Genomic DNA, 20,547 nt, shown 5'->3' on the forward strand with positions numbered 1-20,547 from the left:
CGGTAACCACGTGCCCGGCTACCGTCCGGGGCAGCGGTCGGCGACCAGGCCCGGCCCCGGGACGTGAGGCGGACTGATGAGCGAGATCATTGTTTTCGGCGCGGGCGGCAGGGCCGGGCGGGCGGCCGTCGCGGAGGCTCTGCGCCGTGGGCACCGGGTCACCGCGGTCGTGCGCGACCCGGCCGGGCACGGCGACCTGGTCGCGGACGGCGTGCGCGTCGTCGCCGGCGACGTCACCGACGCGGACGGCGTCGCCCGGCTCGCCGAGGGGCACGGCGCCGCGATCAACGCCGCCGCCGACCTGGGCTCGCAGCCCGACGTCTTCTTCCCCGCCGCCTCCCGCGCGCTGCTCGACGGGCTGGCGCGGGCCGGGGTGGACCGGCTGGTGGCGGTCGGTCTGGCGTCGGGGTTGAAGTCCGAGTCCGGAGCGCTCCTGATGGACACACCCGGCTATCCGCAGGAGTACCGCGGCTTCTATCTGGGGCACGCGGCCGGGACTGAAGTGCTGTGCACCGCGACCACCGCGCTCGACTGGGTGGTCCTCAGCCCGGCGGGCGACTTCGACCACGGCGGTGCCCGCACCGGCCGCTACCGGCAGGCCGCGGGCGACGCGGCCAGCCGGATCTCCTACGCCGACTTCGCGATCGCACTGCTCGACGAGATCGACACCCCGCGGCACCACCGCACGCACCTCGGTGTCGAGGAGGGCTGAGGGGCGGGCCCCGAGGAGGGCCGAGCGAGGAGGAGCGAGGAGGAGGCGGGCCGGCGGAGGAGGAGGCGGAGGATCCGGCGGCCCCCGCTCACCTGACCGGACGAGGAGCTCCCTCCCGAGAGCGAGCCGGAAGATCGCCTGCGCCGGCGATCCGGTAGCCGGGCACGATCGACAGGATCGGTGACATCCCACAGAGCACCCCATCACCTGGAGATGTCCGATGAAGCGCACCCGGATCGCCGCCGCCGCTCTCGCCCTCGCCGCCCTGGTCCCGGCCGTGGGGACCCCGGCGCTCGCCGCCGCCGTGGCGACGCCCGCCACCGCCGTGCGGACCGAGGTGCCGCCGATCGACAGCGCGGCGCTGGAGCGGAGCATCGCCGGGCTGCCCGCCCCCGACGCCACCGCGGCGGAGGTCAGGGTGGGCGGCTCGAAGGGCTCGTGGCACGGGGTCACGGGGGTGACCGATCTGCGCACCGAGCGGCCGGCGAAGGAGGGGGCCCGGTTCCGGACGGGCAGCGTGACCAAGATCCTCACCGTCGCGGTCGTGCTCCAGCTCGTCGCCGAGGGCGAGCTCTCGCTCGACGGCACGGTCCAGGAGTATCTACCGGGCCTGCTGCCCGCCGACTACCCGGCCGTCAAGGTCGGCCAGCTCCTCAACCACACCAGCGGGCTGCCCGCGCCCAAGTCCGGCGACGGCTTCGAATGGGTCTACGCCACCAGGTTCAAGAAGTGGACGCCGGAGGAGTATGTCGGCAAGGCCGTGGAGAACCCGATCGAGTTCACCCCGGGCACCCGGCAGCACTACCTCAACACCAACACGTTCGTGGCGGGCATGCTGATCGAGAAGGTCACGGGCCGCTCCTACGAGCACGAGGTGACCACCCGGATCCTCCGGCCCGTCGGCATGCGCGACAGCTACCTGCCCGGCGACTCCATCCGGATCCGCGGACGGCACAACCACGGCTACCAGGTCGTCCCCGAAGGGTTCCAGGACGCGATCGAGTACGGCCAGGCCCACGTCGTGGACATGACCGAGACCAGCGTCACCTCGACCTGGGCCTCCGGCGACCTGATCTCCACCACGGCCGACCTGGAGAGGTTCGTCAAGGCCCTGTTCAGGGGCAAGGTGGTGCCGGCCGCGCAGCTGAAGCACATGTTCACGGTGCCGAAGGTCACGATGTACGGCGGCGACCAGCCCGCCGTCCACACCTCGGGCCTGACCAGGTTGGAGCTGCCCGGCGGCATCGTGGCCTTCGGCAAGACCGGCGCCAGGTACGGCAGCGCGTCCGGCGTCGGCGCCACCCGCGACCTGAGCCGCACGGTCGTCTACTCGATCAACTCCACCGACGCCAAGGCCGCCGGGCAGAACCAGCGCGGCCTCGGCATCGCGCTCGCGGCCTTCGTCGGGTAGGGCCGGCACTCGCGGGACCGCGCACCCCGTCCGGCCGCCCGCCCGCCGTACGCCCCGCCCGTCCGGCCTCCGCGCCCCGGGCCACCGTACGGCGGGCGGACGCGGGCCGGGACCCGAGCTCAGACGCGGCGGGTCTTCGACAGGGTCGCGTAGACGATGATGTTGTCGGTGTAGTGGCCGGTCTTGCGGTTGTAGACACCGCCGCAGGTGATCAGCCGCAGGGTGGCCTCACCGGTGTTGCCGTAGACCCGCTTCGACGGGAACGCCTTCTTGCTGACCTGCTCCACGCCGTCGACCGTGAACTCCGCGATGGTCTTGTCCGACCGCGACACCTTGATCGTGTCCCCGCGCCTGACCTCCTTCAGCCGGCTGAAGACGGCGGCCCCGCTCCGGGTGTTCACATGCCCCAGGATCACCGAGGGCCCCTGCTGGCCGGGGATCGGCCCGTGCTTGTACCAGCCCGCCTGGTTCGGCCTGCTCAGCGGAGGGGTCTGGATCTCCTTCTTGGCGTCCACCCCCAGCGCCATCAGCGGAGCCAGCAGGCCGATCTTCGAAATGGCGATCCGGTACGGCTTCACCCCGGCGCTCTTGAGCGGCTCCGGTGGCTGGACGACGGGCAACGGCGGGGGCGCCGTGGGCGCGGCGGCCGTCAACGGCACATCCAGCCCACCCGGCCCCACCGCCGACGGCAGTGCCAGCTCGGGGTTCTGCTGCTCCACCGGCGCGGGGTTCTGCTGCTCCACCGGCGTGACGTTCTGCGATTCAGTGGCACTCACCGCCTGGGGCGCCGGAGGCCCGTAGAGCTCCTCGTCAGCCACTGGGGTCATGTAGGTGAGCAGACCTGCCATGATCACACCGACCCCGCCGAGAGACCCCACCACGAGCAGCGCGGGTAGCAACATGCCCCCGCTGCTCTTCGGGGCATGGCCATCCCCGTAACGGGGGTCGGAAGCACCGTAGTAGGGATCGGGACCGCCCTGCGAAGGCCCTGGATACATCGCGCCTCCTACCTAATCTCGACCACGCGCGTAGGCCGCCCGCCGCCGCTTCAACGCCACCCCACCCATGACGCTTCCAAGAAGCATTGCCGTTCCACCACCGACCAGCGCCATTCCAGAGGGGCCGCCCCCAGGACCCTCACCGGTCTGAGCACCACCCTCGGGAGTAACGGTCACCTGCGGAGTGGTCGGCGTGGCCCTCGTGGGCGTGACGGTGGCCGTCACGGTGAGGGTCGGCTTGGGCGTCGAACTCGTGGTCGAGCGGGCGGTAGAGGTGACCGTGAGAGTGACCGTGGGGGTGCTCCTTGCAGTATTCGTGGGAGTAGGCGTGGGACTGCACGTCGGAGTGCCCGTGGGAGTACACGTCGGGGTCGTCGACGGAGTGGTCGACGGAGTGGTCGTGGGGGTGCTTGTTGGAGTGGACGTGGGATCACAGGTTGGAGTTCTTGACGGTGTCGCCGACGGACCGGTCGTCGGGGTCCCCGTGGGAGTGGTCGTCGGCGTGCCGGTCGGGGTCCCCGTGGGAGTCGGGGTCCCCGTGGGAGTGGTCGTCGGCGTGCCCGACGGGAGCCCCGTGGGAGTGCCGGTCGGGGTCCCCGTGGGAGTGATCGTCGGCGTGCCCGACGGGAGCCCCGTCGGCATACACGTCGGGTTGCCGGTGCTGGTCGGATCCGGTGAGGGAGTCCCGGTCGAGCCCTCCGCGATGGTGACGTCCACTGAGACCGGCGTACTGACGAGCGTGCAGGTGGCCCGGTATTGCTTCGGCGGGGCCGCCAACTCTCGCGTGATCACCCGGAAAGCGTCGAGCTGGCCCCACTTGCCCTGTTCATCGTTCACGACCTGGACGAGATGCTGGCCGTAGCCGAGCCCCCGGAACTTCCACAGAGTCAACCCGCCCTTACCGGCGGCATTCGTCGGCGTGCCGTCGGCGTTTTTCGAGGCGTCGACATAGGCAGGCGTGGCTTCCTTGCCATCGATATAGAACCGGACTTTCCCCGCCCGGTGGTCACGCTGAGCGACGTACTCGATCCCCGTGCCGGTGAACGTGAAGGAGGCCGTAGCGCCCTTGACCACCGTGCGGTGAAGATCGTAGTGGTAGTCGTTGTTATTCGCCGGCTGGTCGTTACGGTCGGCCCAGCGCCCTCCGGAGTAGCTCACCCGCGAGTCGTCATCGTTGACCATGACCTCGCCTGCCGGCGGCGTGAAGTCCACGAACAGCTTCTGGGGCGTGACCTTGACCTTTCCCGCCCGGTCGGTGTGAGCGAAGTCGGAGATCGCCTCGGGAAGCTTCAGAACGGAACCGGGCTGGAGTTGGCCGGACTGGTCCACGCTTCCCGTGGGCTGGAGGACGCCACTCCAGCCGCCGGAGAGTTGCACGTTTCCAGTGACCGTGGCCTTGCCCCCGGGGGCGAAGTAGTCCGGAGAACCGAACCTGGCCACGTCCTTGTAGTTGAGTGTCCAGCCGATGTTGAGCGGATCTCCGACCGAGAGCGTCGTGGGGATGGAGACCTTGGTGCGGAGGCTCACTGGACCGTTCTGCGCGATCCCGCCGGTGCATCGGTAATCGACCGTGAGCTCGGCGGTGCTGGCACCCGCCGGACCAGGGAGCAAAGTGACCAGCGCGCCGCCCACTATGACCAGGGCTGAAACCGCGACAGACTTACGGGGCCCAGAGCGCCATCGAACCACCACATACTCCGATCACGAGGGCCCGCCAGTAACAGGTGCACCCACAGCAAACCAAGAGTAGATCGTACGATTTTCACCATCTTCAGCGCAGCGAGATGATGGACTCACATAAGACCGTGGCGCACTTGTAATCTACGCATATCCCCCATCACAACCGAAGCCTCAACGTCACGGGCTGGGTGTACCTGGAAGTAACAGAATCGTATTCTGGTCCACGGAGCCCCAAGGAGGCAGTCAATGCAGCGAGACCTCTTCGAGGAGGAGCACGAGCTCTTCCGTGAGACCGTGCGCGAGTTCCTGGCCCGTGAGGTCGTGCCCCATCACGCACAGTGGGAGAAGGACGGCATCGTCCCCCGTGAAGTGTGGAAGAAGGCCGGCGAGATCGGGATGTTCGGCTTCGGGGTGCCGGAGGAGTACGGCGGGGCGGGGATCACGGACTTCCGCTACAACAGCGTGATCCTTGAGGAGGTCATCAGGATCGGCGCGTCCGGCCTGGGCTTCTCGCTGCACAACGACGTGATGGCGCCGTACTTCGTCGACCTCACCAACGACGAGCAGAAGGGCCGCTGGCTGCCCGGGTTCGCCAGTGGCGAGCTCATCACGGCCGTCGCGATGACGGAGCCCGGCGCGGGCAGCGACCTGCAGGGCATCAGGACGACCGCCCTGCGCGAGGGCGACCACTACGTGGTCAACGGCCAGAAGACCTTCATCACCAACGGCATCAACTCCGACCTGGTCGTCGTGGTCGCCAAGACCGACCCGGCCGCGGGCGCCCGGGGGACCTCCCTGCTCGTCGTCGAACGGGGCATGGAGGGCTTCAGCCGGGGCCGCAACCTTGAGAAGATCGGCATGCACGCCCAGGACACCGCGGAGCTGTTCTTCGACAACGTCCGGGTCCCCGCGGCCAATCTGCTGGGCGAGGAGGAGGGCCAGGGCTTCTTCCAGCTCATGGCCAACCTGCCACAGGAGCGGCTGTCGATCGCGGTCATGGCCGTGGCCGCGGCCGAGACCGTCCTGCGGACGACCATCGACTACTGCAAGAGCCGCACGGCCTTCGGCCGCAGCATCGGCAGCTTCCAGAACACCCGCTTCGTCCTGGCGGAGCTGGACACCGAGGTGGAGATCGCCCGTCACTACGTCGACAAGTGCGTCCGGGCCCTCAATGCCAAGGAGCTGAGCGTCGTCGACGCCGCCAAGGCCAAGTGGTGGACCACCGAGCTGCAGACCAAGGTGATCGACCGCTGCCTCCAGCTCCACGGCGGCTACGGCTACATGATGGAGTATCCCGTCGCCAAGGCCTGGATCGACAGCCGGGTCCAGACCATCTACGGCGGCACGACCGAGATCATGAAGGAGATCATCGGCCGCTCCTTCGGCTTCTGAGGCTCCCGCTCCGGCCGCTTTCGGCGCTCCACGGCGGACCATCCGCACCACAGCGGACCATCCGCACCACAGCGGACCGCTCCCCCTCGGACGGACGCCCCCCCACGACAGGACCGTCGCACGAGGAACCACCGCACAGAACCGCCGCACGAGGAACCACCGCACAGAACCGCCGCACGAGGAACCACCACACGGGGCCACCGCGCGAGGAGACCACCACACGACGGGACCGCTGCGCCCTCTGGTGACGCGGCGGTCCCGTCGTGACGGCCCGGCCGTCAGTCGGCGACGAGCTCCTCGATCTGGACGGCCTGCCCGTCCTTGATCGTCACCTTGGCGTAGAGGGAGGTGCCCGCCTTGAGCGCCTTCTTCAGCTGCTCCACGGTGCACTTGTGCGGGAGGTCGCCCTGCTTGCAGATGCTGCCCTGCACGTCGAGCACCACCGTGAACGGCGTGAGCTCCGCCTTCTGTGCCTTCTCCCCCTCGGGCGCCACCGTGATCGAGCCCGCCCCCTGGAGCTGGACGTCTCCCACCAGCACGGCGTCGGTCTCCCTCGGCAGCATCCCGTCGCCCGGCGACGCCGAGGCCGACGCCGACGCCGACTCCGACGGCTGGGGCTCCTGCGAGGCGGGGGGCTGCGACACCGACGCGGAGGCGGACACCGAGGCGGACGCGGTGGGCGTCGCCGAGGCGGCGGACGTCTCCCCTCCTGCCGAGCAGGCGGACAGGCCGGCGGCGAAGGCCGCCGCCAGCAGAATGCGCGTTACCGTCAAGGATCTGTTCACGTCGCGCAACGATGCCATGGAACGCGAGTCCGTGCTCAATCGCCGCGAGATCGGCACCGGGGACGCATACTGGTCAGCGAAGGCTCCCCAGAGGCGGTGTTGATGGACAGCGGACTGATCCTGCTGATCTTCCTGGCGTTCCTGTTCGCCTGGGGGCTCAACCGGGTCCGGCGGACCCTACGGCTCGGCCCGGTCGCCTACGCGGGCGTCATGGTGGTGTTCGTCCTGGTGATGCTCGCCATGTGGGGCCAGACGTTCCGATAGCGTCCAACCATCGCCTCCAGCAGGGCGTGCGGCTCCGGCCCCACCTTGGACCGGACGCTCCGCCTCGGCCGGGCCGGGCCGGGCCGGCGGCCCCGGACAGGGGCCGGGGACGGAAGCCACCCGGCCGGCCCGCTATCCGGAGCCTTCCAGCAGGACCTTGGCGACCAGCTCGGGGTCGTCGCTCATCGGCAGGTGCCCGCAGCCCCTGAGCAGCTTCACCCGCCGCCCCGACCACCTGGCGGCCCGTACGGCCTGCCGCCGGAGCAGCAGCCGGTCGTGCTCGCCCCAGGCGATGGTGATCGGCGCCTTCGGTGGACCCGGGGGCATCATCCACTCGAACGAGTCGAGGGTGTCGTCGAACCCGGGGGCGTCCCCGAGCGCCTGGACCGCCGCGAGCAGCGCCTCGGCGGAGAGCCTGGACGGATGGGCCACCATCACGCCCGCCCCGAGCAGGCGGCCCAGCGGGCTCCGGGCGGCGGCCAGGGCCCGCTCCGGCGGTGCCGTCCGGGCCGAGGCCCCGGCGGCGCGGGCCGAGGCCCTGGCCGCCCGGAGCACGGCCCGCGCGTAGGCGAGCTCTCCACGGCTCCAGAATCCGGCCGGGGACAGCGCGGTGGCCGAACGGACCGCACCCCGGGCGGCCAGCTCAAGGGCGACGTATCCCCCCAGGGAGTTGCCCGCGACGTGGGGGGTGTCCAGGCCGAGCATCGCGCAGAACGACTCGATCGCGTCGGCGAGGCTCTCCGCCGTGTACGGCGAGCCGGGCGGCAGCGGCGGGGAGACGCCGAAGCCGGGGAAATCCACGGCGATCACGTCCCGCTCGGCGGCGAGCCGGTCGAGCACCGGCAGCCACGCCTGCCAGTGGTGCCCGATGCCGTGCAGCAGCACCAGCGGCGGGCCGGCCCCGCGCCGTTCGAAGGCCAGTTCCATGCCCCGAGTCAAGCACCGATCGGCGCCTTCTCCTAGCCCCGCCGTGGCCCGGCCGGTCGCGCCGTGACCCGGCCAGCCCGGCCGGTCGCGTCGCGGCCGACCGGGCTCACCTGAGCCGGTGTGCTCAGCGGGACTTGGTGGGGATCTCGAACCAGACGGCCTTGCCCTCCTTGGTGGGGCGCGATCCCCAGCGCTTGGCGAGCTGGTCGACAAGGTAGAGGCCCCGGCCGCCCTCGTCGTTCTCCCCGGCGCTGCGGATGCGGGGCAGCCGCAGGTCCTGGTCGAAGACCTCCACCCAGACGGACTCCCCGCCCCGGCGGAGCCGGAGCGTGAACTCCTTCTCGTTGACGATCTCGTTCTCGAAGCCGGGGAGGTCGTCCCAGGTCTCGTCGAACGGCATCGGGGCGTCCACCATCAGCTCGCGGCGCGGGATGCTGGCGCTGGCGGCGTGCAGCACCACGTTGGTCACCACCTCGGAGACCAGCAGGCAGGCGAGCTCGGCACGCTCCTCGGGGACGCTCCAGCCGGTGAACGCCTCCGCCGCCATCCGGCGGGCCTCACCGACCATGATCGGCTGAGCCGGGAAGGTGCGCTCCTCGACCTCCAGGTCGGCGGGGGCGGACCTGACCACGAGGATGGCCATGTCGTCGTCGATCTCGCCGGGCACGGCGACCGTCGCGGCCTCGGCGATCTCCTCCACCGAGGAGTCGGAGACCTCGACGAGCTTGCCGGCCAGCAGCGCGAGGGTCTCCTCGTCGCTGGGCGACCTGCCGCCGTCGGCGTCGCGGACGGGACGGCGGTCCACCAGGCCGTCGGTGTATAGGAGCAGCGCCGCGCCCGGGGGCAGCGTCCGCGTCTCCTCCTTGTAGACCAGGTCGGCGTGGAGCCCCTTGGCGCGGACACCGAGCGGCTGGCCGACCTCCTTGATGTCGAGCTCGGCGCAGACCCCGTCGTTGAGCAGCAGCGGCGGGGCGTGGCCGGCGTTGGCGAAGGACAGCTGCCGCGACCAGGCGTCGTAGACCAGGTATTGGCAGGTGACGATCGGCGGGACGCTGATGTCCTCGCCGCTGTCGTCCCGCTCGGGGGTGGCGATGATGCGCGTCCACTCGTCGAGCCGGGCGAGGATCTCCGCGGGCGGCTTGTCGTCCTGGGCGAAGGCCCGCAGCGCGGCCCTCAGCTGGCCCATGACCGCGGCGGCCTTGGCCCCGCGGCCCTCGACGTCGCCGATGACGATGCCGACCCGGCCCGCCGACAGCGGGATGACGTCGTACCAGTCACCGCCCACCTGGGTCTGGATGCCCTGCCCGTGCGAGGCGAGCGGCGCCGCCGGGTAGTAGCGGACCGCGATCTCCAGCCCGTCGAGCTCGGGCAGCGGAGCGGGCGGCAGCAGGTATTTCTGAAACGACTCGGCGGTGTGCCGCTCCTCCTCGAACAGCAGGGCGTTGTCCACCGCCAGCGCGACCCGGGTGGCGATGGCCCCCACGAAGTCGCGGTCGAAGGCGTCGTAGTGCGGGCTGCGCCGGTCGGTCAGGTTGGACAGCCCCAGGTACATCAGCCCGAGGACCTCGCCGCGCACGCACAGCGGCGCCACGATGGCCGAGGTCATCCCGATCTCGGCCGCCAGGCGGGTGTTGGCCTCGCCGGGGCTGGGATAGTTGGTCTGGGAGAAGTCCTCGACCAGGATCGTCTCCTGGCGGCGCAGCGCGATGTCAGCGTAGTGGCCCACCGGATAGCGGATCTCGGCGCCCAGCGGCGCCCAGGTGTTGGGCGGCGGGCTCCAGCCCTGGACGTGGGTGGAGACCCTCCGGGTCATCCGCTCGCCTTCCATCAGCTCGATGAAGCAGTGGTCGGCGAACTGCGGGACGAGCATCTCGGCGACGCGTTTGAGCGTCTCCTCGACGTAGAGGGAGCCGGCCAGCCGCTCGCCGATCCGCTCCAGCAGACCGAAGCGGTCCTTCTCCCGCTCGTTGCTGCGCATCGCCTCGCGGGCGGTGATGACGATGCCCGTCACCGATCCCGACGGGTGGCGCAGCGGCACGGCCTGGGCGCGGACGTAGACGATCGTCCCGTCACCGCGCCTGACGTCGAACGTGCCCTCCCAGACCCCGCCCTTGAGCACGTGCTTGGCGAGCTCGATGGCGAGCGGATGGTCCTTCTCCATGATCCCCAGGGAGAGCGCCTGGTCGCGCGACCCGGGTATCCCGGGGCGTCCGAACAGCTTCTCCGCGAAGGGGTTCCAGTAGAGCAGGTTGCTGAACCTGTCGGTGACGACCACCGCCATCTCAGCATGATCAAGAACGGAACCCGCCGAAAGGTGGTCGGCGGTGTCCTGGGTCACATCCCCCCACCGCTTCATCCGGTGACCACCCCTCGGGGACGGGTGTGCGCAAAGCGAACCACGGTTGCTCCTGCTGCAGTCTCGGCCGGGGAGTGAAGGGGCTCCCGAGGGGGATCCAACCAAGCAGAGGGGCCCAGGTCAGCGAGTGGAGACGAAGACGTGCGCGGCGATGTCTCGCGGAAGGTCCGCAAGAGTGCTCTCCGCTTCGTCGTCACCTGTCACCCGCACACCGTTGTCGCTCGCCGCGAGCATTACCTCGCGTCCGGGTTGTATCCCAACTTGCTTGAGTTTAAGCATCACAGCCGGATCGCTTTGCACTTGTTCGCTAATTCGCCGCACGACAACGGGTATATCTCTGGGTCCGGCCACGGCGGCCATCGACGGCAGGGACTCCCAGCCGCCGCCCCGGACGCCCTCGACCCCGAGTTCGTCGAGGCCGGGGATGGGGTTGCCGTGCGGGTCCTCGGTCGGGTTGTTCAGCAGCGTGACCAGCCGGGCCTCCACGGACTCGGACATGACGTGCTCCCAGCGGCACGCCTCGATGTGCACCTCCTCCCAGGGGAGGCCGATGACCTGGGTGAGCAGGCACTCGGCGAGGCGGTGCTTGCGCATGACGCGGGTGGCGAGCGTGCGGCCCAGGTCGGTCATGGTCAGGTGCCGGTCGCCCTCGACGCGGACCAGACCGTCGCGCTCCATCCGGGCGACCGTCTGGCTGACGGTGGGACCACTCTGCTGCAGCCGCTCGGCGATGCGCGCACGCAGAGGGACGATCCCCTCTTCCTCCAGCTCGAAGATCGTGCGGAGGTACATCTCCGTGGTGTCGATCAGGCCGTGTGCGGTCAAGGCTCCTCCCGTCCTATCTCGATGCCGTGTCCGTCGCGCGGCGTCCCCGTGAGAGCCGTGCGGGACTGAAGTCTCGGACCTCGACCCTATTGTGAGATCCGCCCACGGTGACAAAGGACGGCAACACCGGGGCTTGCCGAATCCTTCCCGAGCTGCTCAAATATCGCGCGCGACGGGACGGTATTTCCTGAAAGCCGGTACGGCCAGCCCCACGGCGAGCACCGCGGCCGCGCAGGCGACCCCGCCGCCGATCCACGCCCCGGTGGCTCCGAACCAGCTCGCCGTGGCCCCGGCCCGCAGGTCCCCCAGCCGGGGCCCGCCGGCGACCACCACCATGAACACCCCCTGCATCCGCCCGCGCATGTCGTCGGGCGCGTGGGTCTGCAGGATCGTCTGCCGCCACACGGAGGAGACCAGGTCGGCGGCGCCGCCGAGGGCCAGCAGCGCGACCATCGCCCACAGGTGGCCCACCAGCCCGGCGGCGGCGACGCTGATCCCCCAGGCCGCGATCACGAACGTGAGCGCCAGGCCCTGGCGACGGACCCGGCCCACCCAGCCCGACATCAGGCCCCCGAGCACCGAGCCGATGGCCATGCTGGCCGACAGCCAGCCGAACGCGGTCGGCGAGCCGCCGAAGCGCTCGGCCACGATCTCCGGGAACAGCGCCCTGGGCAGCGCGAAGGCCATGGCGATGATGTCCACGACGAACGACATCATCACGATCGGGTGCCCGGCGACGTAGCTGAGGCCGTCGACGACCGACCGGAGGCCGGGGCGGGACACCTCGCCGACCGGCTTGAGCCGCGGCAGCCGTACGGCGGCGTAGAAACCGGCGCCGAACAGCAGCGCGTCGATCAGGTAGGCGGGGGCGTAGCCGCCCTGGGCGAGCACGACCCCGCCGACCAGCGGGCCGGCGACGGTGCCGAGACCGCCCGACAGGTAGTTGAGCGTGTTGGCCGCCGGGACGAGCTCGGCCGGGACCAGCCGGGGGATGATCGCGCCCCGGGTCGGCCCGGTGATGGCGAACCCGGTGGCGTGCACGGCCACGGTGGCCAGCAGCAGGCCCACGTTCGTCATCCCCAGGGCCGCCTGGGCCAGCAGCGCGAGCGTGGCGGTCCAGGCGATCAGCGCGCCGACCAGCAGGAGCCTGCGCCGGTCCACCGCGTCGGCGACGGCCCCGCCCCACAGCCCGAAGACCACCAGGGGGATCAGGTTGGCCGGGCCGAGCATGCCGACCCAGAACGACGACTCGGTGATGTCGTAGATCTGGGCGCTGACCGCCACGGAGGTGAGCTGGAAGCCGATGAACGACACGCCCTGGCCGGCCCAGAGCCGCCGGTACGCGGGGACACCCAGCGGACGGGTGTCCACCGCGAGCCGCCGTACGAAATCCCCGAACCCCACACCGCCCCCTACATCCGCCGGACATATGCGGATATATCAGTAAAGGTCGGGTAATCGGGTATTAGAGTCAGGGGGCCAGGCGCTCCACCACCCAGGAGGCGCCCGAACGGCGGTATCGGAGGCGGTCGTGCATGCGGTCGAGCTGGCCCTGCCAGAACTCCACCTCCGCCGGCACGACCCGGAACCCGCCCCAGAAGTCCGGCACGGGCGGATCCTCCGGCCAGCGCCCCGCCAGCTCCGCGTAGCGGGCGTCCAGCTCCTCCCTGGAGTGCACGACGGCCGACTGCCGCGACGCCCAGGCGCCGATGCGCGAGCCGTACGGGCGGGACCCGAAGTAGGCGGCCGACTCCTCCCGCGGCGTCCGCACCACCGCCCCCTCCACCCGCACCTGGCGGCGGATGGCGTGCCAGGGGAACAGCAGGCTGGCCCGCGGGTTCTCGGTGAGGTCGCGGCCCTTGCGCGACTCGTAGTTGGTGTAGAAGACGAACCCGTTCTCGTCGTAGTCCTTGAGCAGCACGGTCCGGGCCGTCGGCCGGCCGCCCGCGGAGGAGGTCGCGACCACCATCGCGTTCGGCTCGGGGAGCCCGGCGTCCACGGCCTCGCCGAACCAGACGGCGAACTGGGAGATGGGGTCGGGTGCGAGGTCGGCCTCCAGCAACGGCAGGCCCTGATAGGTGCGGCGAAGCCCCGCCAGCGACGGCGGGCGCGATGTGGCATCCACGGGAAGGTATTCTCCCGTGCTTGACGGAGAACGTGCGCACCGCCCCCACCTGGGACGATCGCGTTCCGGCGGGTCCGGCGGCACACCGCTGTGCCCCGCAGGGTTGAATATGACCCGCCGGTATCTCGACATCAAGGCTTTGACTTCAAGAAAGGGAGGCGGCCGAGAATGTCCGACTTCAAACCCGGGCTCGAAGGCGTAGTAGCTTTCGAGACGGAGATCGCGGAACCGGACAAAGAAGGGGGCGCCCTTCGTTACCGGGGCGTCGACATCGAGGAGCTGGTCGGCCGCGTGTCCTTCGGGAACGTGTGGGGCCTGCTGGTCGACAACAAGTTCCAGCCGGGTCTCCCCCCGGCCGAGCCGTACCCCATTCCTGTCCACTCCGGTGACATCCGCGTCGACGTGCAGAGCGCGCTGGCCATCCTGGCCCCCGCGTACGGCTTCAAGCCGCTGCTCGACATCGACGAGGAGCAGGCCCGCAACGACCTGGCCCGCGCCAGCGTGACCGCGCTCAGCTTCGTCGCCCAGTCCTCTCGCGGCCTCGGCAGGCCGATGGTCCCCCAGAGCGAGGTCGACAAGGGCAACAGCATCGTCGAGCGGTTCATGATCCGCTGGCAGGGCGACCCCGACCCCAAGCACGTGAAGGCCATCGACGCCTACTGGACGTCCGCGGCCGAGCACGGCATGAACGCCTCCACCTTCACCGCCCGCGTCATCGCCTCCACCGGCGCCGACGTGGCCGCGGCGCTGAGCGGTGCGGTCGGCGCCATGTCGGGACCGCTGCACGGTGGCGCCCCCGCCCGCGTGCTGCACATGATCGAGGGCGTCGAGCAGGTCGGCGACGCCAAGAAGTACGTCCAGAGCGAGCTGGACAAGGGCCAGCGCCTCATGGGCTTCGGCCACCGCGTCTACCGCGCCGAGGACCCCCGTGCCCGCGTGCTCCGCCGTACCGCCAAGGAGCTCGACGCGCCGCGTTACGAGGTCGCCGCGGCCCTGGAGAAGGCGGCCCTGGACGAACTGCACGCCCGCAAGCCCGATCGGGTGCTCGCCACCAACGTCGAATACTGGGCCGCGGTGATCCTGGATTTCGCCCAGGTCCCCTCCTCCATGTTCACCTCCATGTTCACCTGCGCCCGCACCGCTGGCTGGGCCGCCCACATCCTGGAGCAGAAGCGCACGGGCAGGCTCGTCCGCCCCAGCGCCAGCTATGTGGGTCCGGCACAGCGCTCGGTCAACGACGTCCCCGGCGCCGCCGAGGTCCTCGACTCCGTCTGACCGACGTCCCGTACGGCTGTCGCGCGATGTCCCGCGCGGCAGCCGTTCCGCGTTCCGCCGCCCGGGGCGCCGGGTCCCGGATTCCAGACTCGCCCGTCTCACAATCCGGACTTCGGCCTGGGCCGACCGGAAGGCTCAGTAGGCTGGTCAGGTGGCTGACATCGTGATTCCCTCTGACATCAAGCCCGCCGACGGCCGATTCGGCTGCGGGCCCTCGAAGGTGCGCCCCGAGCAGCTCTCGGCTCTCGCCGCCTCCGGGTCCAGCGTGCTGGGCACCTCCCACCGCCAGAAGCCGGTCAAGTCTCTCGTCGGTCGGGTCCGCGCGGGCCTGTCGGAGCTGTTCTCGCTCCCCGAGGGATACGAGGTCGTCCTCGGCAACGGCGGCACCACCGCCTTCTGGGACATCGCCGCCTTCGGGCTCGTCCGCGAGAAGTCGCAGCACCTGCACTTCGGCGAGTTCTCCTCCAAGTTCGCCTCCGTCGTGGCGAAGGCTCCGTGGCTGGGCGACCCGACCGTGATCAAGTCCGAGGTCGGCAGCCACCCCGAGGCCCGGCTCGAAGAGGGCGTGGACGTCTACGCGCTCACCCACAACGAGACCTCGACCGGCGTCGCGATGCCGATCAGGCGCGTGGGCGAGGACGGCTCGCTCGTCCTGGTCGACGCCACCTCCGGCGCCGGCGGCCTGCCCGTCGACATCAGCGAGACCGACGTCTACTACTTCGCCCCGCAGAAGAGCTTCGCCTCCGACGGCGGCCTGTGGATCGCCCTGATGTCCCCGGCCGCGCTCGCCCGGGTCGAGGAGATCGCCGGCGGCGGCCGCTACATCCCCGAGTTCTTCAGCCTGCCGGTGGCCATCGACAACTCCTCCAAGGACCAGACCTACAACACCCCGTCGGTCTCCACGCTGTTCCTGCTGGCCGACCAGATCGAGTGGATGAACGGCAACGGCGGCCTGGCCTGGACCACCGCCCGCAGCGCCGAGTCGGCCCGCCGGCTCTACACGTGGGCGGAGAAGACCTCCTACACCACGCCGTTCGCCGCCCCGGAGTTCCGCTCCAACGTGGTCGCCACCATCGACTTCGCCGACAACGTCGACGCCGCCCAGGTCGCCAAGGTGCTGCGCGCCAACGGCATCGTGGACACCGAGCCCTACCGCAAGCTCGGCCGCAACCAGCTCCGCGTCGCGATGTTCCCGGCCATCGACCCCGACGACATCGAGGCCCTGACGGTCTGCATCGACCACGTGGTCGAGCGTCTCTAGCCGGCCCGCCCGTGCCCGGGGGGAGGCGTACGGCCCCGCCCCCGGGCACCGGGAACGGCGAAGATCGTTCCTGAATCCCCTGATTCGTCCCCGAGTGATCTATATCCGTAGAGTGTCCCCAAACGATCGTCAAGGGGAGTTCTGCGCGTGAGTTCGACCTCGGAGACCGCCTCGCCCCAGGCCCGCAGCCTGGGCTATCTGATGTTCGCCAGCCGGTGGCTGCAGGTCCCGCTGTATCTGGGCCTGATCGTGGCGCAGGGCGTCTACGTCTACCAGTTCATGGTCGAGCTCTGGCACCTGGTGTCCGAGATCGCGCAGGGCGCGCTCCCTCCGGAATACACCCCCGAGGTCGCCGTGATGCTGGCCGTACTCGGCCTCATCGACGTGGTGATGATCTCCAACCTGCTGATCATGGTGATCGTCGGCGGCTACGAGACCTTCGTCTCGCGCATCAACCTCAACGGCCACCCCGACGAACCCGAGTGGCTCTCCCACGTCAACGCGAACGTGCTCAAGGTCAAGCTGGCCACCGCGATCATCGGCATCTCCTCGGTCCACCTGCTGCAGACCTTCATCAGGGTCAGGGAGACCCCCAACGACAAGATCATGTGGCAGACGCTGATCCACCTGGCCTTCGTCGCCTCCGCCATCGGCCTGGCCTTCATCGACCGCATGCTGCGGACCTCCCCCGCCGAACGCGTCCACGCCTGACGCCGCCACCGGCCGCCACGCCGGCCCGGCCCGCCGCCGGGCCCCGTGCCGCCGGCCCGGACCCCCGCCCGGCGGTCAGGACCCGTCGCCCGGCGGTCAGAACTCGTCGGCCCCGGTCACCTGGGCGATGGGGAAGACGTGCCGGGAGGCGGCACAGATCGTCTCCAGCGTGTGGACCGGGGTGCCGTCGTCGCCGTATCCGGCCCGCAGGACCTGCACCACCCACTCGCCCGGGTCGAGCTGGAGGGTGCCGGCCTCGGCCCCAGCCGGCGGGCGGGCGACGAGGTGCTCCTCCGCGTGGCCGAAACGGTGGCCGAGGGCCTCGATCCCGGCCTGCAGGCTCGGCCGTACGAAGTCAGGGGCGGCGATCGGGGTGCCGCCGAAGAGGTCCAGGCGGAAGAAGCTGGTGGCGATCCGCACGGGCACGTCGTCGGCGAGCAGCAGCTTGCGGCGGGCCAGGACCTCGGTGCCGGGCTCGACGCGCAGGGCGGCGGCGACGTGGCCGGAGGCCGGCTCGGGGCCGACGTAGAGCATGCGGCGGCCGGCCCTGATGCCCTGCCTGTCCGCCTCCGTCATGAAGAGCGACGCGGAGCCGCGCACCGCGGGCTCTGTGGGGAGCGCACGCCGGACCACCACCCTCGGCCCCCGGGGCGGCCCTGCGGGGCCGTCCACGGCCTCTCTGGCGCCCGCCGGCCTCATCTGTGACACCCGGCCGGGGGTGACCCCGAGCCGCCGCGCTATCGCCTCCTGGCGGACCCCCGAGGCCCGCGCCTCGGCGACGGCCTCGCGGCGGAGCCGGGCCAGCCCGGCGACCAGGTCCTGCTGGGCGGCCATGGCCAGACCGGCCGCGTGGGCCCGTTCGACCGGATCGGCGATCGCGGTGATGTCTTCGAGGGTCGTGTCGTCCACAGGTGATCTCCTCCCGGGCAGCCGGCCGACCCGCCAACTTTAGCCCCCCTAAAATCGTGGGCTGCCTGGTGGGGGCCACTCCGTTGCGGGCGCCGCGGCACAGGACGATAGTGATACGCCACAGGACCGCGGGTATTTCCGAGAGGAGACGCCCGGGCGGACGGCCGCCCGGCCGCATGGTGGAAACGGCCGGACGTCCGGCCGGACGCGTCGAGAGCCCCGGGCGGGTGCCCGCCCGGCCGCGTCGAGACACGCAGGAGCGCCGGAGCGGACGGCCGTCCGGCCGCGACATGACGAGATCCCTTCGCGCTGGGAGAGCCATGACCACGCTTGCCGACAGGACCATCGCGGCCCTGCGTACCAACAATGACGACCTGGCCGCGCTCGTGCGCGGCCTGGACCCCGCCGGCCTCGCCCGGCCCTCGGGCGCGTCGGAGTGGACCGTCGCGCAGGTGCTCAGCCACCTCGGCAGCGGTGCGGAGATCAGCCTGGCGGTCCTGCGGGCCGCGCTGGCCGGCCACGACGCGCCCGGCCAGGACTTCAACGAGTCGGTGTGGAGCCGCTGGAACGCCAAGGCCCCCCAGGAGCAGGCCGCGGACTTCCTGGCGGCCAACGCGGAGCTCGTCGCCGCCTACGAGGGCCTCGACGCCGGCACCCGCGAGCGGCTGGAGATCCGGCTGGGCTTCCTGCCGTCGCCCGCCGACGTCACGCTCGCCGCCGGGATGCGGTTGAACGAGGCCGCCCTGCACGCCTGGGACGTCAAGGTCGCCTTCGACCCCCGGGCCACCGTCGCGCCGGACGCCGTCGAGGCGCTGACCGACCTGCACGCCGGGCCGCTCGGCTTCATAGTCGGCTTCGTCGGCAAACCCGACGCCCTCGACCCCCGGCAGGCCACCCTCCGCGTCGAGACGAGCGAGCCCGAGCGCGTCCTCGGCCTCACCCTCGGGGAGACCGTCGGCTTCAGCCAGGTGGCCGAGCCGGCGGACATCGTCCTGTCCGCCCCCGCCGAGGCGTGGCTGCGCCTGCTCAGCGGGCGGCTGGCCGCCGAGCACACCCCCGCCTCCGTGACCGTCACCGGCGTCACCCTTGACGACCTGCGCCGGGTGTTCCCGGGGATGTGACGCCCGCGCCCGCCGTACCTGCCCGGACCGGCCGGGCGCGGGACCGCCACGCCCGGGACTGCCGGGCCGGGGACTGCCGGGCCCGGGACCGCCGGACCCTGGAGCACCGGGCCGGGACGGCGAGACCCGGGACCGCCGACCCGAGACGGCGAGACTGAGACCGCCGGACCCCGACCACCGGGCCGGGACGGCAAGACCCGCGACCGCCGCCGCGGGACCGCCGCACGCGGCGGGGCCGCGATCCCGGACGTCCCTACCCCGCCGTCCCGAGGAGCACGGCCGCCGCTCCTGCGGCCACCACCAGCGGGTAGGCCCACCACTTGGGCGCCGGGCCGTCCTTCAGCACCTTGACGCCGTACGGCACCAGCGCGACGCACAGGCCGGCCGCGGCGAGGACCGACATCGGGCCCGTGCCCTTGAGGACGCCGAGCGGCATGGCCGACATGAGCCCGAGCGCGACGGACCGCGCGATCCCCGGCACGCCGGCGCCGAACGCCCCGGCCCGCCAGGCACCGACGGCCAGCACGATCCATCCGGCGAGGACGGCGACGTTGAGCGTCTGGAAGACGTGGAAGGACGTGTACTGGGCGCTCACGGCCTGCCGCGCGGCCTCCAGCCCCTGCACCTCCACCAGTTGGGCTGCCAGGTGGCTGACCCCGGCGTGGAAGACCCGGGCGAACAGCCCGGCCACGGCCAGCGCCCCGCCCCACAGCGCCCAGCGGGGGTGCGAGGCCCCGATCCGCCTCGTCACGGCCAGGACCGCGGGGCAGAGCAGCACGACCCCGGCGACGAACGCGCTGTAGGAGGCGGTCATCAGCGCCGGGTCCCGGGCGAAGGCCGCGAGCTGATCGGGGAAGAAGTCGCCGGGCCCCGTCTTCAGCAGCACGCCCACCAGGATCAGGACCGGCCCCAGGACCAGCCCGGCCCCCTCCAGCCAGCGGCCGGGGAACCTGAAGGCGGAGGACGCGCTCCCGTTCGCCGTGCCGGTCATCGCCGTGCCGGTCGTGGTGCGGGCCGTCGCCGTGTCAGTCGTCGTCATGCCTTCGATCCAACCGGCGCGGCCCGGCCGTCACATTGGCGCTGGAGCGAGGATCCGGAGTAGACCTGGCACTACCCCGGTGGCTCAGTAGGCGGCGACGGCCTGGCGCCTGCGGCGCAGGACCCAGGCGGCCACGACCCCACCGACCAGCCCGAACAGGTGTCCCTGCCAGGAGATGCCGGCCTCGCCCGGGAGCACGCCCCAGATGATCGAGTAGTAGGCCACGGCGACGCCGATGCCGATCACGATGTCGAGGGCGCGACGGTCGAACAGGCCTCGGGCGACGACAAAGCCGAAGTAGCCGAACACCAGCCCGCTCGCGCCGACCGTGACGGTGGTCGGCGAGCTGGTGAACCAGACGCCCAGCCCGCTGACGACGATGATGATCAGGCTGGCGGCCAGGAAGCGGCCGATCCCGCGCAGCGCGGCGAGGAAGCCGAGGATCAGCAGCGGCAGCGAGTTGGCCATCAGGTGGCCGAAGCCCGCGTGCAGGAAGGGCGCGACGACGACGCCGCTCAGACCTTCGAGGTCCCAGGACCGGATGCCGTAGGCGTCGAAGTCGACGGGCAGCACGTAGTCGGCCACCTCGATCGCCCACATGCCCGCGACGAGGACGATGACGAGCATCGCGGCACCGGCCGCGCCGGCTGCCAGGCTGCCGGCCTTGCGCTTGAGGCGCTCACCCGTGGACGGGGTGGTCGGGGTGATCCGGGTCGCGTGATCGTTCATGCACTCTCCTGGCCTCGGAGCGGTCGC

The 20,547-nt window shown here is 71.2% G+C and carries 19 protein-coding genes; 8 read left to right on the forward strand and 11 right to left on the reverse strand.

All coding sequences use genetic code 11. The features are described from left to right. Nucleotides 1-76: 76 nt before the first annotated feature. Together J2S55_RS11735 and J2S55_RS11740 are read left to right on the forward strand one after the other, a co-directional pair. A complete protein-coding gene (locus J2S55_RS11735; protein WP_306859730.1) occupies nt 77-712 on the forward strand; it encodes an NAD(P)-dependent oxidoreductase in 636 nt (211 codons plus the stop codon). Nucleotides 713-932: 220 nt separating this feature from the next. Beyond that, complete coding sequence (locus J2S55_RS11740; protein WP_306859732.1) at nt 933-2,123, forward strand: serine hydrolase domain-containing protein; 1,191 nt, start codon at nt 933-935, stop codon at nt 2,121-2,123. Nucleotides 2,124-2,242: 119 nt separating this feature from the next. Here J2S55_RS11740 and J2S55_RS11745 read toward each other — a convergent pair whose 3' ends face one another. Together J2S55_RS11745 and J2S55_RS11750 are read right to left on the reverse strand one after the other, a co-directional pair. After that, nucleotides 2,243-3,025 (reverse strand): class F sortase, encoded by a 783-nt coding sequence (locus tag J2S55_RS11745; protein ID WP_306859733.1) that lies wholly within the window; start codon nt 3,023-3,025, stop codon nt 2,243-2,245. Between the two features lie 108 nt (nt 3,026-3,133). Continuing rightward, nucleotides 3,134-4,648 (reverse strand): hypothetical protein, encoded by a 1,515-nt coding sequence (locus J2S55_RS11750; RefSeq protein WP_306859735.1) that lies wholly within the window; start codon nt 4,646-4,648, stop codon nt 3,134-3,136. 399 nt (nt 4,649-5,047) lie between these two features. On the opposite strand from J2S55_RS11750, the gene J2S55_RS11755 reads away from it, so the two are divergent. Further along, a complete protein-coding gene (locus J2S55_RS11755; RefSeq protein ID WP_306859737.1) occupies nt 5,048-6,193 on the forward strand; it encodes an acyl-CoA dehydrogenase family protein in 1,146 nt (381 codons plus the stop codon). A gap of 278 nt (nt 6,194-6,471) precedes the next feature. Here J2S55_RS11755 and J2S55_RS11760 read toward each other — a convergent pair whose 3' ends face one another. Then, nucleotides 6,472-6,978 carry a hypothetical protein gene (locus tag J2S55_RS11760; RefSeq protein ID WP_306859739.1) on the reverse strand — a complete coding sequence of 169 codons (507 nt, stop codon included), beginning with the start codon at nt 6,976-6,978 and terminating at the stop codon, nt 6,472-6,474. Nucleotides 6,979-7,080: 102 nt separating this feature from the next. Here J2S55_RS11760 and J2S55_RS11765 point away from each other — a divergent pair, with 102 nt between their 5' ends. Then, nucleotides 7,081-7,242, forward strand: a complete 162-nt coding sequence (locus J2S55_RS11765; protein WP_306859741.1) for a hypothetical protein — start codon at nt 7,081-7,083, stop codon at nt 7,240-7,242. A 132-nt stretch (nt 7,243-7,374) separates the two neighbouring features. Here J2S55_RS11765 and J2S55_RS11770 read toward each other — a convergent pair whose 3' ends face one another. The 5 genes from J2S55_RS11770 to pdxH form a co-directional block, all read right to left on the reverse strand. Then, nucleotides 7,375-8,169 carry an alpha/beta fold hydrolase gene (locus J2S55_RS11770; protein ID WP_306859743.1) on the reverse strand — a complete coding sequence of 265 codons (795 nt, stop codon included), beginning with the start codon at nt 8,167-8,169 and terminating at the stop codon, nt 7,375-7,377. A gap of 124 nt (nt 8,170-8,293) precedes the next feature. Next, the gene (locus J2S55_RS11775) at nt 8,294-10,525 is read right to left on the reverse strand and encodes an ATP-binding SpoIIE family protein phosphatase (protein WP_306859745.1); all 2,232 of its coding nucleotides are present in this window, start codon (nt 10,523-10,525) and stop codon (nt 8,294-8,296) included. Nucleotides 10,526-10,645: 120 nt separating this feature from the next. Further along, the gene (locus J2S55_RS11780) at nt 10,646-11,350 is read right to left on the reverse strand and encodes an iron-dependent transcriptional repressor DtxR (protein WP_306859748.1); all 705 of its coding nucleotides are present in this window, start codon (nt 11,348-11,350) and stop codon (nt 10,646-10,648) included. A gap of 156 nt (nt 11,351-11,506) precedes the next feature. Further along, nucleotides 11,507-12,754: an MFS transporter gene (locus J2S55_RS11785; protein ID WP_306859750.1), complete on the reverse strand. Its 1,248-nt coding sequence runs from the start codon at nt 12,752-12,754 to the stop codon at nt 11,507-11,509. A 67-nt stretch (nt 12,755-12,821) separates the two neighbouring features. After that, nucleotides 12,822-13,475 (reverse strand): pyridoxamine 5'-phosphate oxidase, encoded by a 654-nt coding sequence (gene pdxH, locus J2S55_RS11790; protein WP_306859752.1) that lies wholly within the window; start codon nt 13,473-13,475, stop codon nt 12,822-12,824. 168 nt (nt 13,476-13,643) lie between these two features. Between pdxH and J2S55_RS11795 the strand changes: the two genes are divergently transcribed. The 3 genes from J2S55_RS11795 (at nt 13,644) to J2S55_RS11805 (ending at nt 16,722) form a co-directional block, all read left to right on the forward strand. Then, complete coding sequence (locus J2S55_RS11795) at nt 13,644-14,750, forward strand: citrate synthase 2 (protein ID WP_306859754.1); 1,107 nt, start codon at nt 13,644-13,646, stop codon at nt 14,748-14,750. A gap of 151 nt (nt 14,751-14,901) precedes the next feature. Further along, on the forward strand, nt 14,902-16,011 hold the full coding sequence (gene serC / locus J2S55_RS11800; protein ID WP_306859756.1) for a phosphoserine transaminase: 1,110 nt from the start codon (nt 14,902-14,904) through the stop codon (nt 16,009-16,011). Nucleotides 16,012-16,158: 147 nt separating this feature from the next. Then, the gene (locus J2S55_RS11805; protein WP_306859757.1) at nt 16,159-16,722 is read left to right on the forward strand and encodes a TIGR00645 family protein; all 564 of its coding nucleotides are present in this window, start codon (nt 16,159-16,161) and stop codon (nt 16,720-16,722) included. Between the two features lie 96 nt (nt 16,723-16,818). Here J2S55_RS11805 and J2S55_RS11810 read toward each other — a convergent pair whose 3' ends face one another. Beyond that, nucleotides 16,819-17,631: a GntR family transcriptional regulator gene (locus J2S55_RS11810; protein WP_306859760.1), complete on the reverse strand. Its 813-nt coding sequence runs from the start codon at nt 17,629-17,631 to the stop codon at nt 16,819-16,821. A 320-nt stretch (nt 17,632-17,951) separates the two neighbouring features. Between J2S55_RS11810 and J2S55_RS11815 the strand changes: the two genes are divergently transcribed. Beyond that, nucleotides 17,952-18,752, forward strand: coding sequence for a maleylpyruvate isomerase family mycothiol-dependent enzyme (locus J2S55_RS11815; RefSeq protein WP_306859761.1), 801 nt, complete (start codon nt 17,952-17,954; stop codon nt 18,750-18,752). A 253-nt stretch (nt 18,753-19,005) separates the two neighbouring features. Here the strand turns inward: J2S55_RS11815 and J2S55_RS11820 are convergent, their stop codons facing one another. Next, the gene (locus tag J2S55_RS11820; RefSeq protein WP_306859763.1) at nt 19,006-19,791 is read right to left on the reverse strand and encodes a hypothetical protein; all 786 of its coding nucleotides are present in this window, start codon (nt 19,789-19,791) and stop codon (nt 19,006-19,008) included. Between the two features lie 84 nt (nt 19,792-19,875). Further along, a complete protein-coding gene (locus J2S55_RS11825) occupies nt 19,876-20,520 on the reverse strand; it encodes a rhomboid family intramembrane serine protease (protein WP_306859765.1) in 645 nt (214 codons plus the stop codon). Between the last annotated feature and the right edge of the window lie 27 nt (nt 20,521-20,547).

The sequence above is a fragment of the Streptosporangium brasiliense genome, from assembly GCF_030811595.1.
GTDB classification, from domain to species: Bacteria; Actinomycetota; Actinomycetes; order Streptosporangiales; family Streptosporangiaceae; genus Streptosporangium; species Streptosporangium brasiliense.

What these genes read in the sequence shown, in the direction of transcription:
- J2S55_RS11735 (WP_306859730.1), top strand. Translation starts at nt 77, where the DNA reads ATGAGCGAGATCATTGTTTTCGGCGCGGGCGGCAGGGCCGGGCGGGCG.
- J2S55_RS11740 (WP_306859732.1), top strand. Translation starts at nt 933, where the DNA reads ATGAAGCGCACCCGGATCGCCGCCGCCGCTCTCGCCCTCGCCGCCCTG.
- J2S55_RS11745 (WP_306859733.1), bottom strand. Translation starts at nt 3,025, where the DNA reads ATGTTGCTACCCGCGCTGCTCGTGGTGGGGTCTCTCGGCGGGGTCGGT.
- J2S55_RS11755 (WP_306859737.1), top strand. Translation starts at nt 5,048, where the DNA reads ATGCAGCGAGACCTCTTCGAGGAGGAGCACGAGCTCTTCCGTGAGACC.
- J2S55_RS11765 (WP_306859741.1), top strand. Translation starts at nt 7,081, where the DNA reads ATGGACAGCGGACTGATCCTGCTGATCTTCCTGGCGTTCCTGTTCGCC.
- J2S55_RS11770 (WP_306859743.1), bottom strand. Translation starts at nt 8,169, where the DNA reads ATGGAACTGGCCTTCGAACGGCGCGGGGCCGGCCCGCCGCTGGTGCTG.
- J2S55_RS11775 (WP_306859745.1), bottom strand. Translation starts at nt 10,525, where the DNA reads ATGAAGCGGTGGGGGGATGTGACCCAGGACACCGCCGACCACCTTTCG.
- J2S55_RS11795 (WP_306859754.1), top strand. Translation starts at nt 13,644, where the DNA reads ATGTCCGACTTCAAACCCGGGCTCGAAGGCGTAGTAGCTTTCGAGACG.
- J2S55_RS11815 (WP_306859761.1), top strand. Translation starts at nt 17,952, where the DNA reads ATGACCACGCTTGCCGACAGGACCATCGCGGCCCTGCGTACCAACAAT.
- J2S55_RS11820 (WP_306859763.1), bottom strand. Translation starts at nt 19,791, where the DNA reads ATGACGACGACTGACACGGCGACGGCCCGCACCACGACCGGCACGGCG.
- J2S55_RS11825 (WP_306859765.1), bottom strand. Translation starts at nt 20,520, where the DNA reads ATGAACGATCACGCGACCCGGATCACCCCGACCACCCCGTCCACGGGT.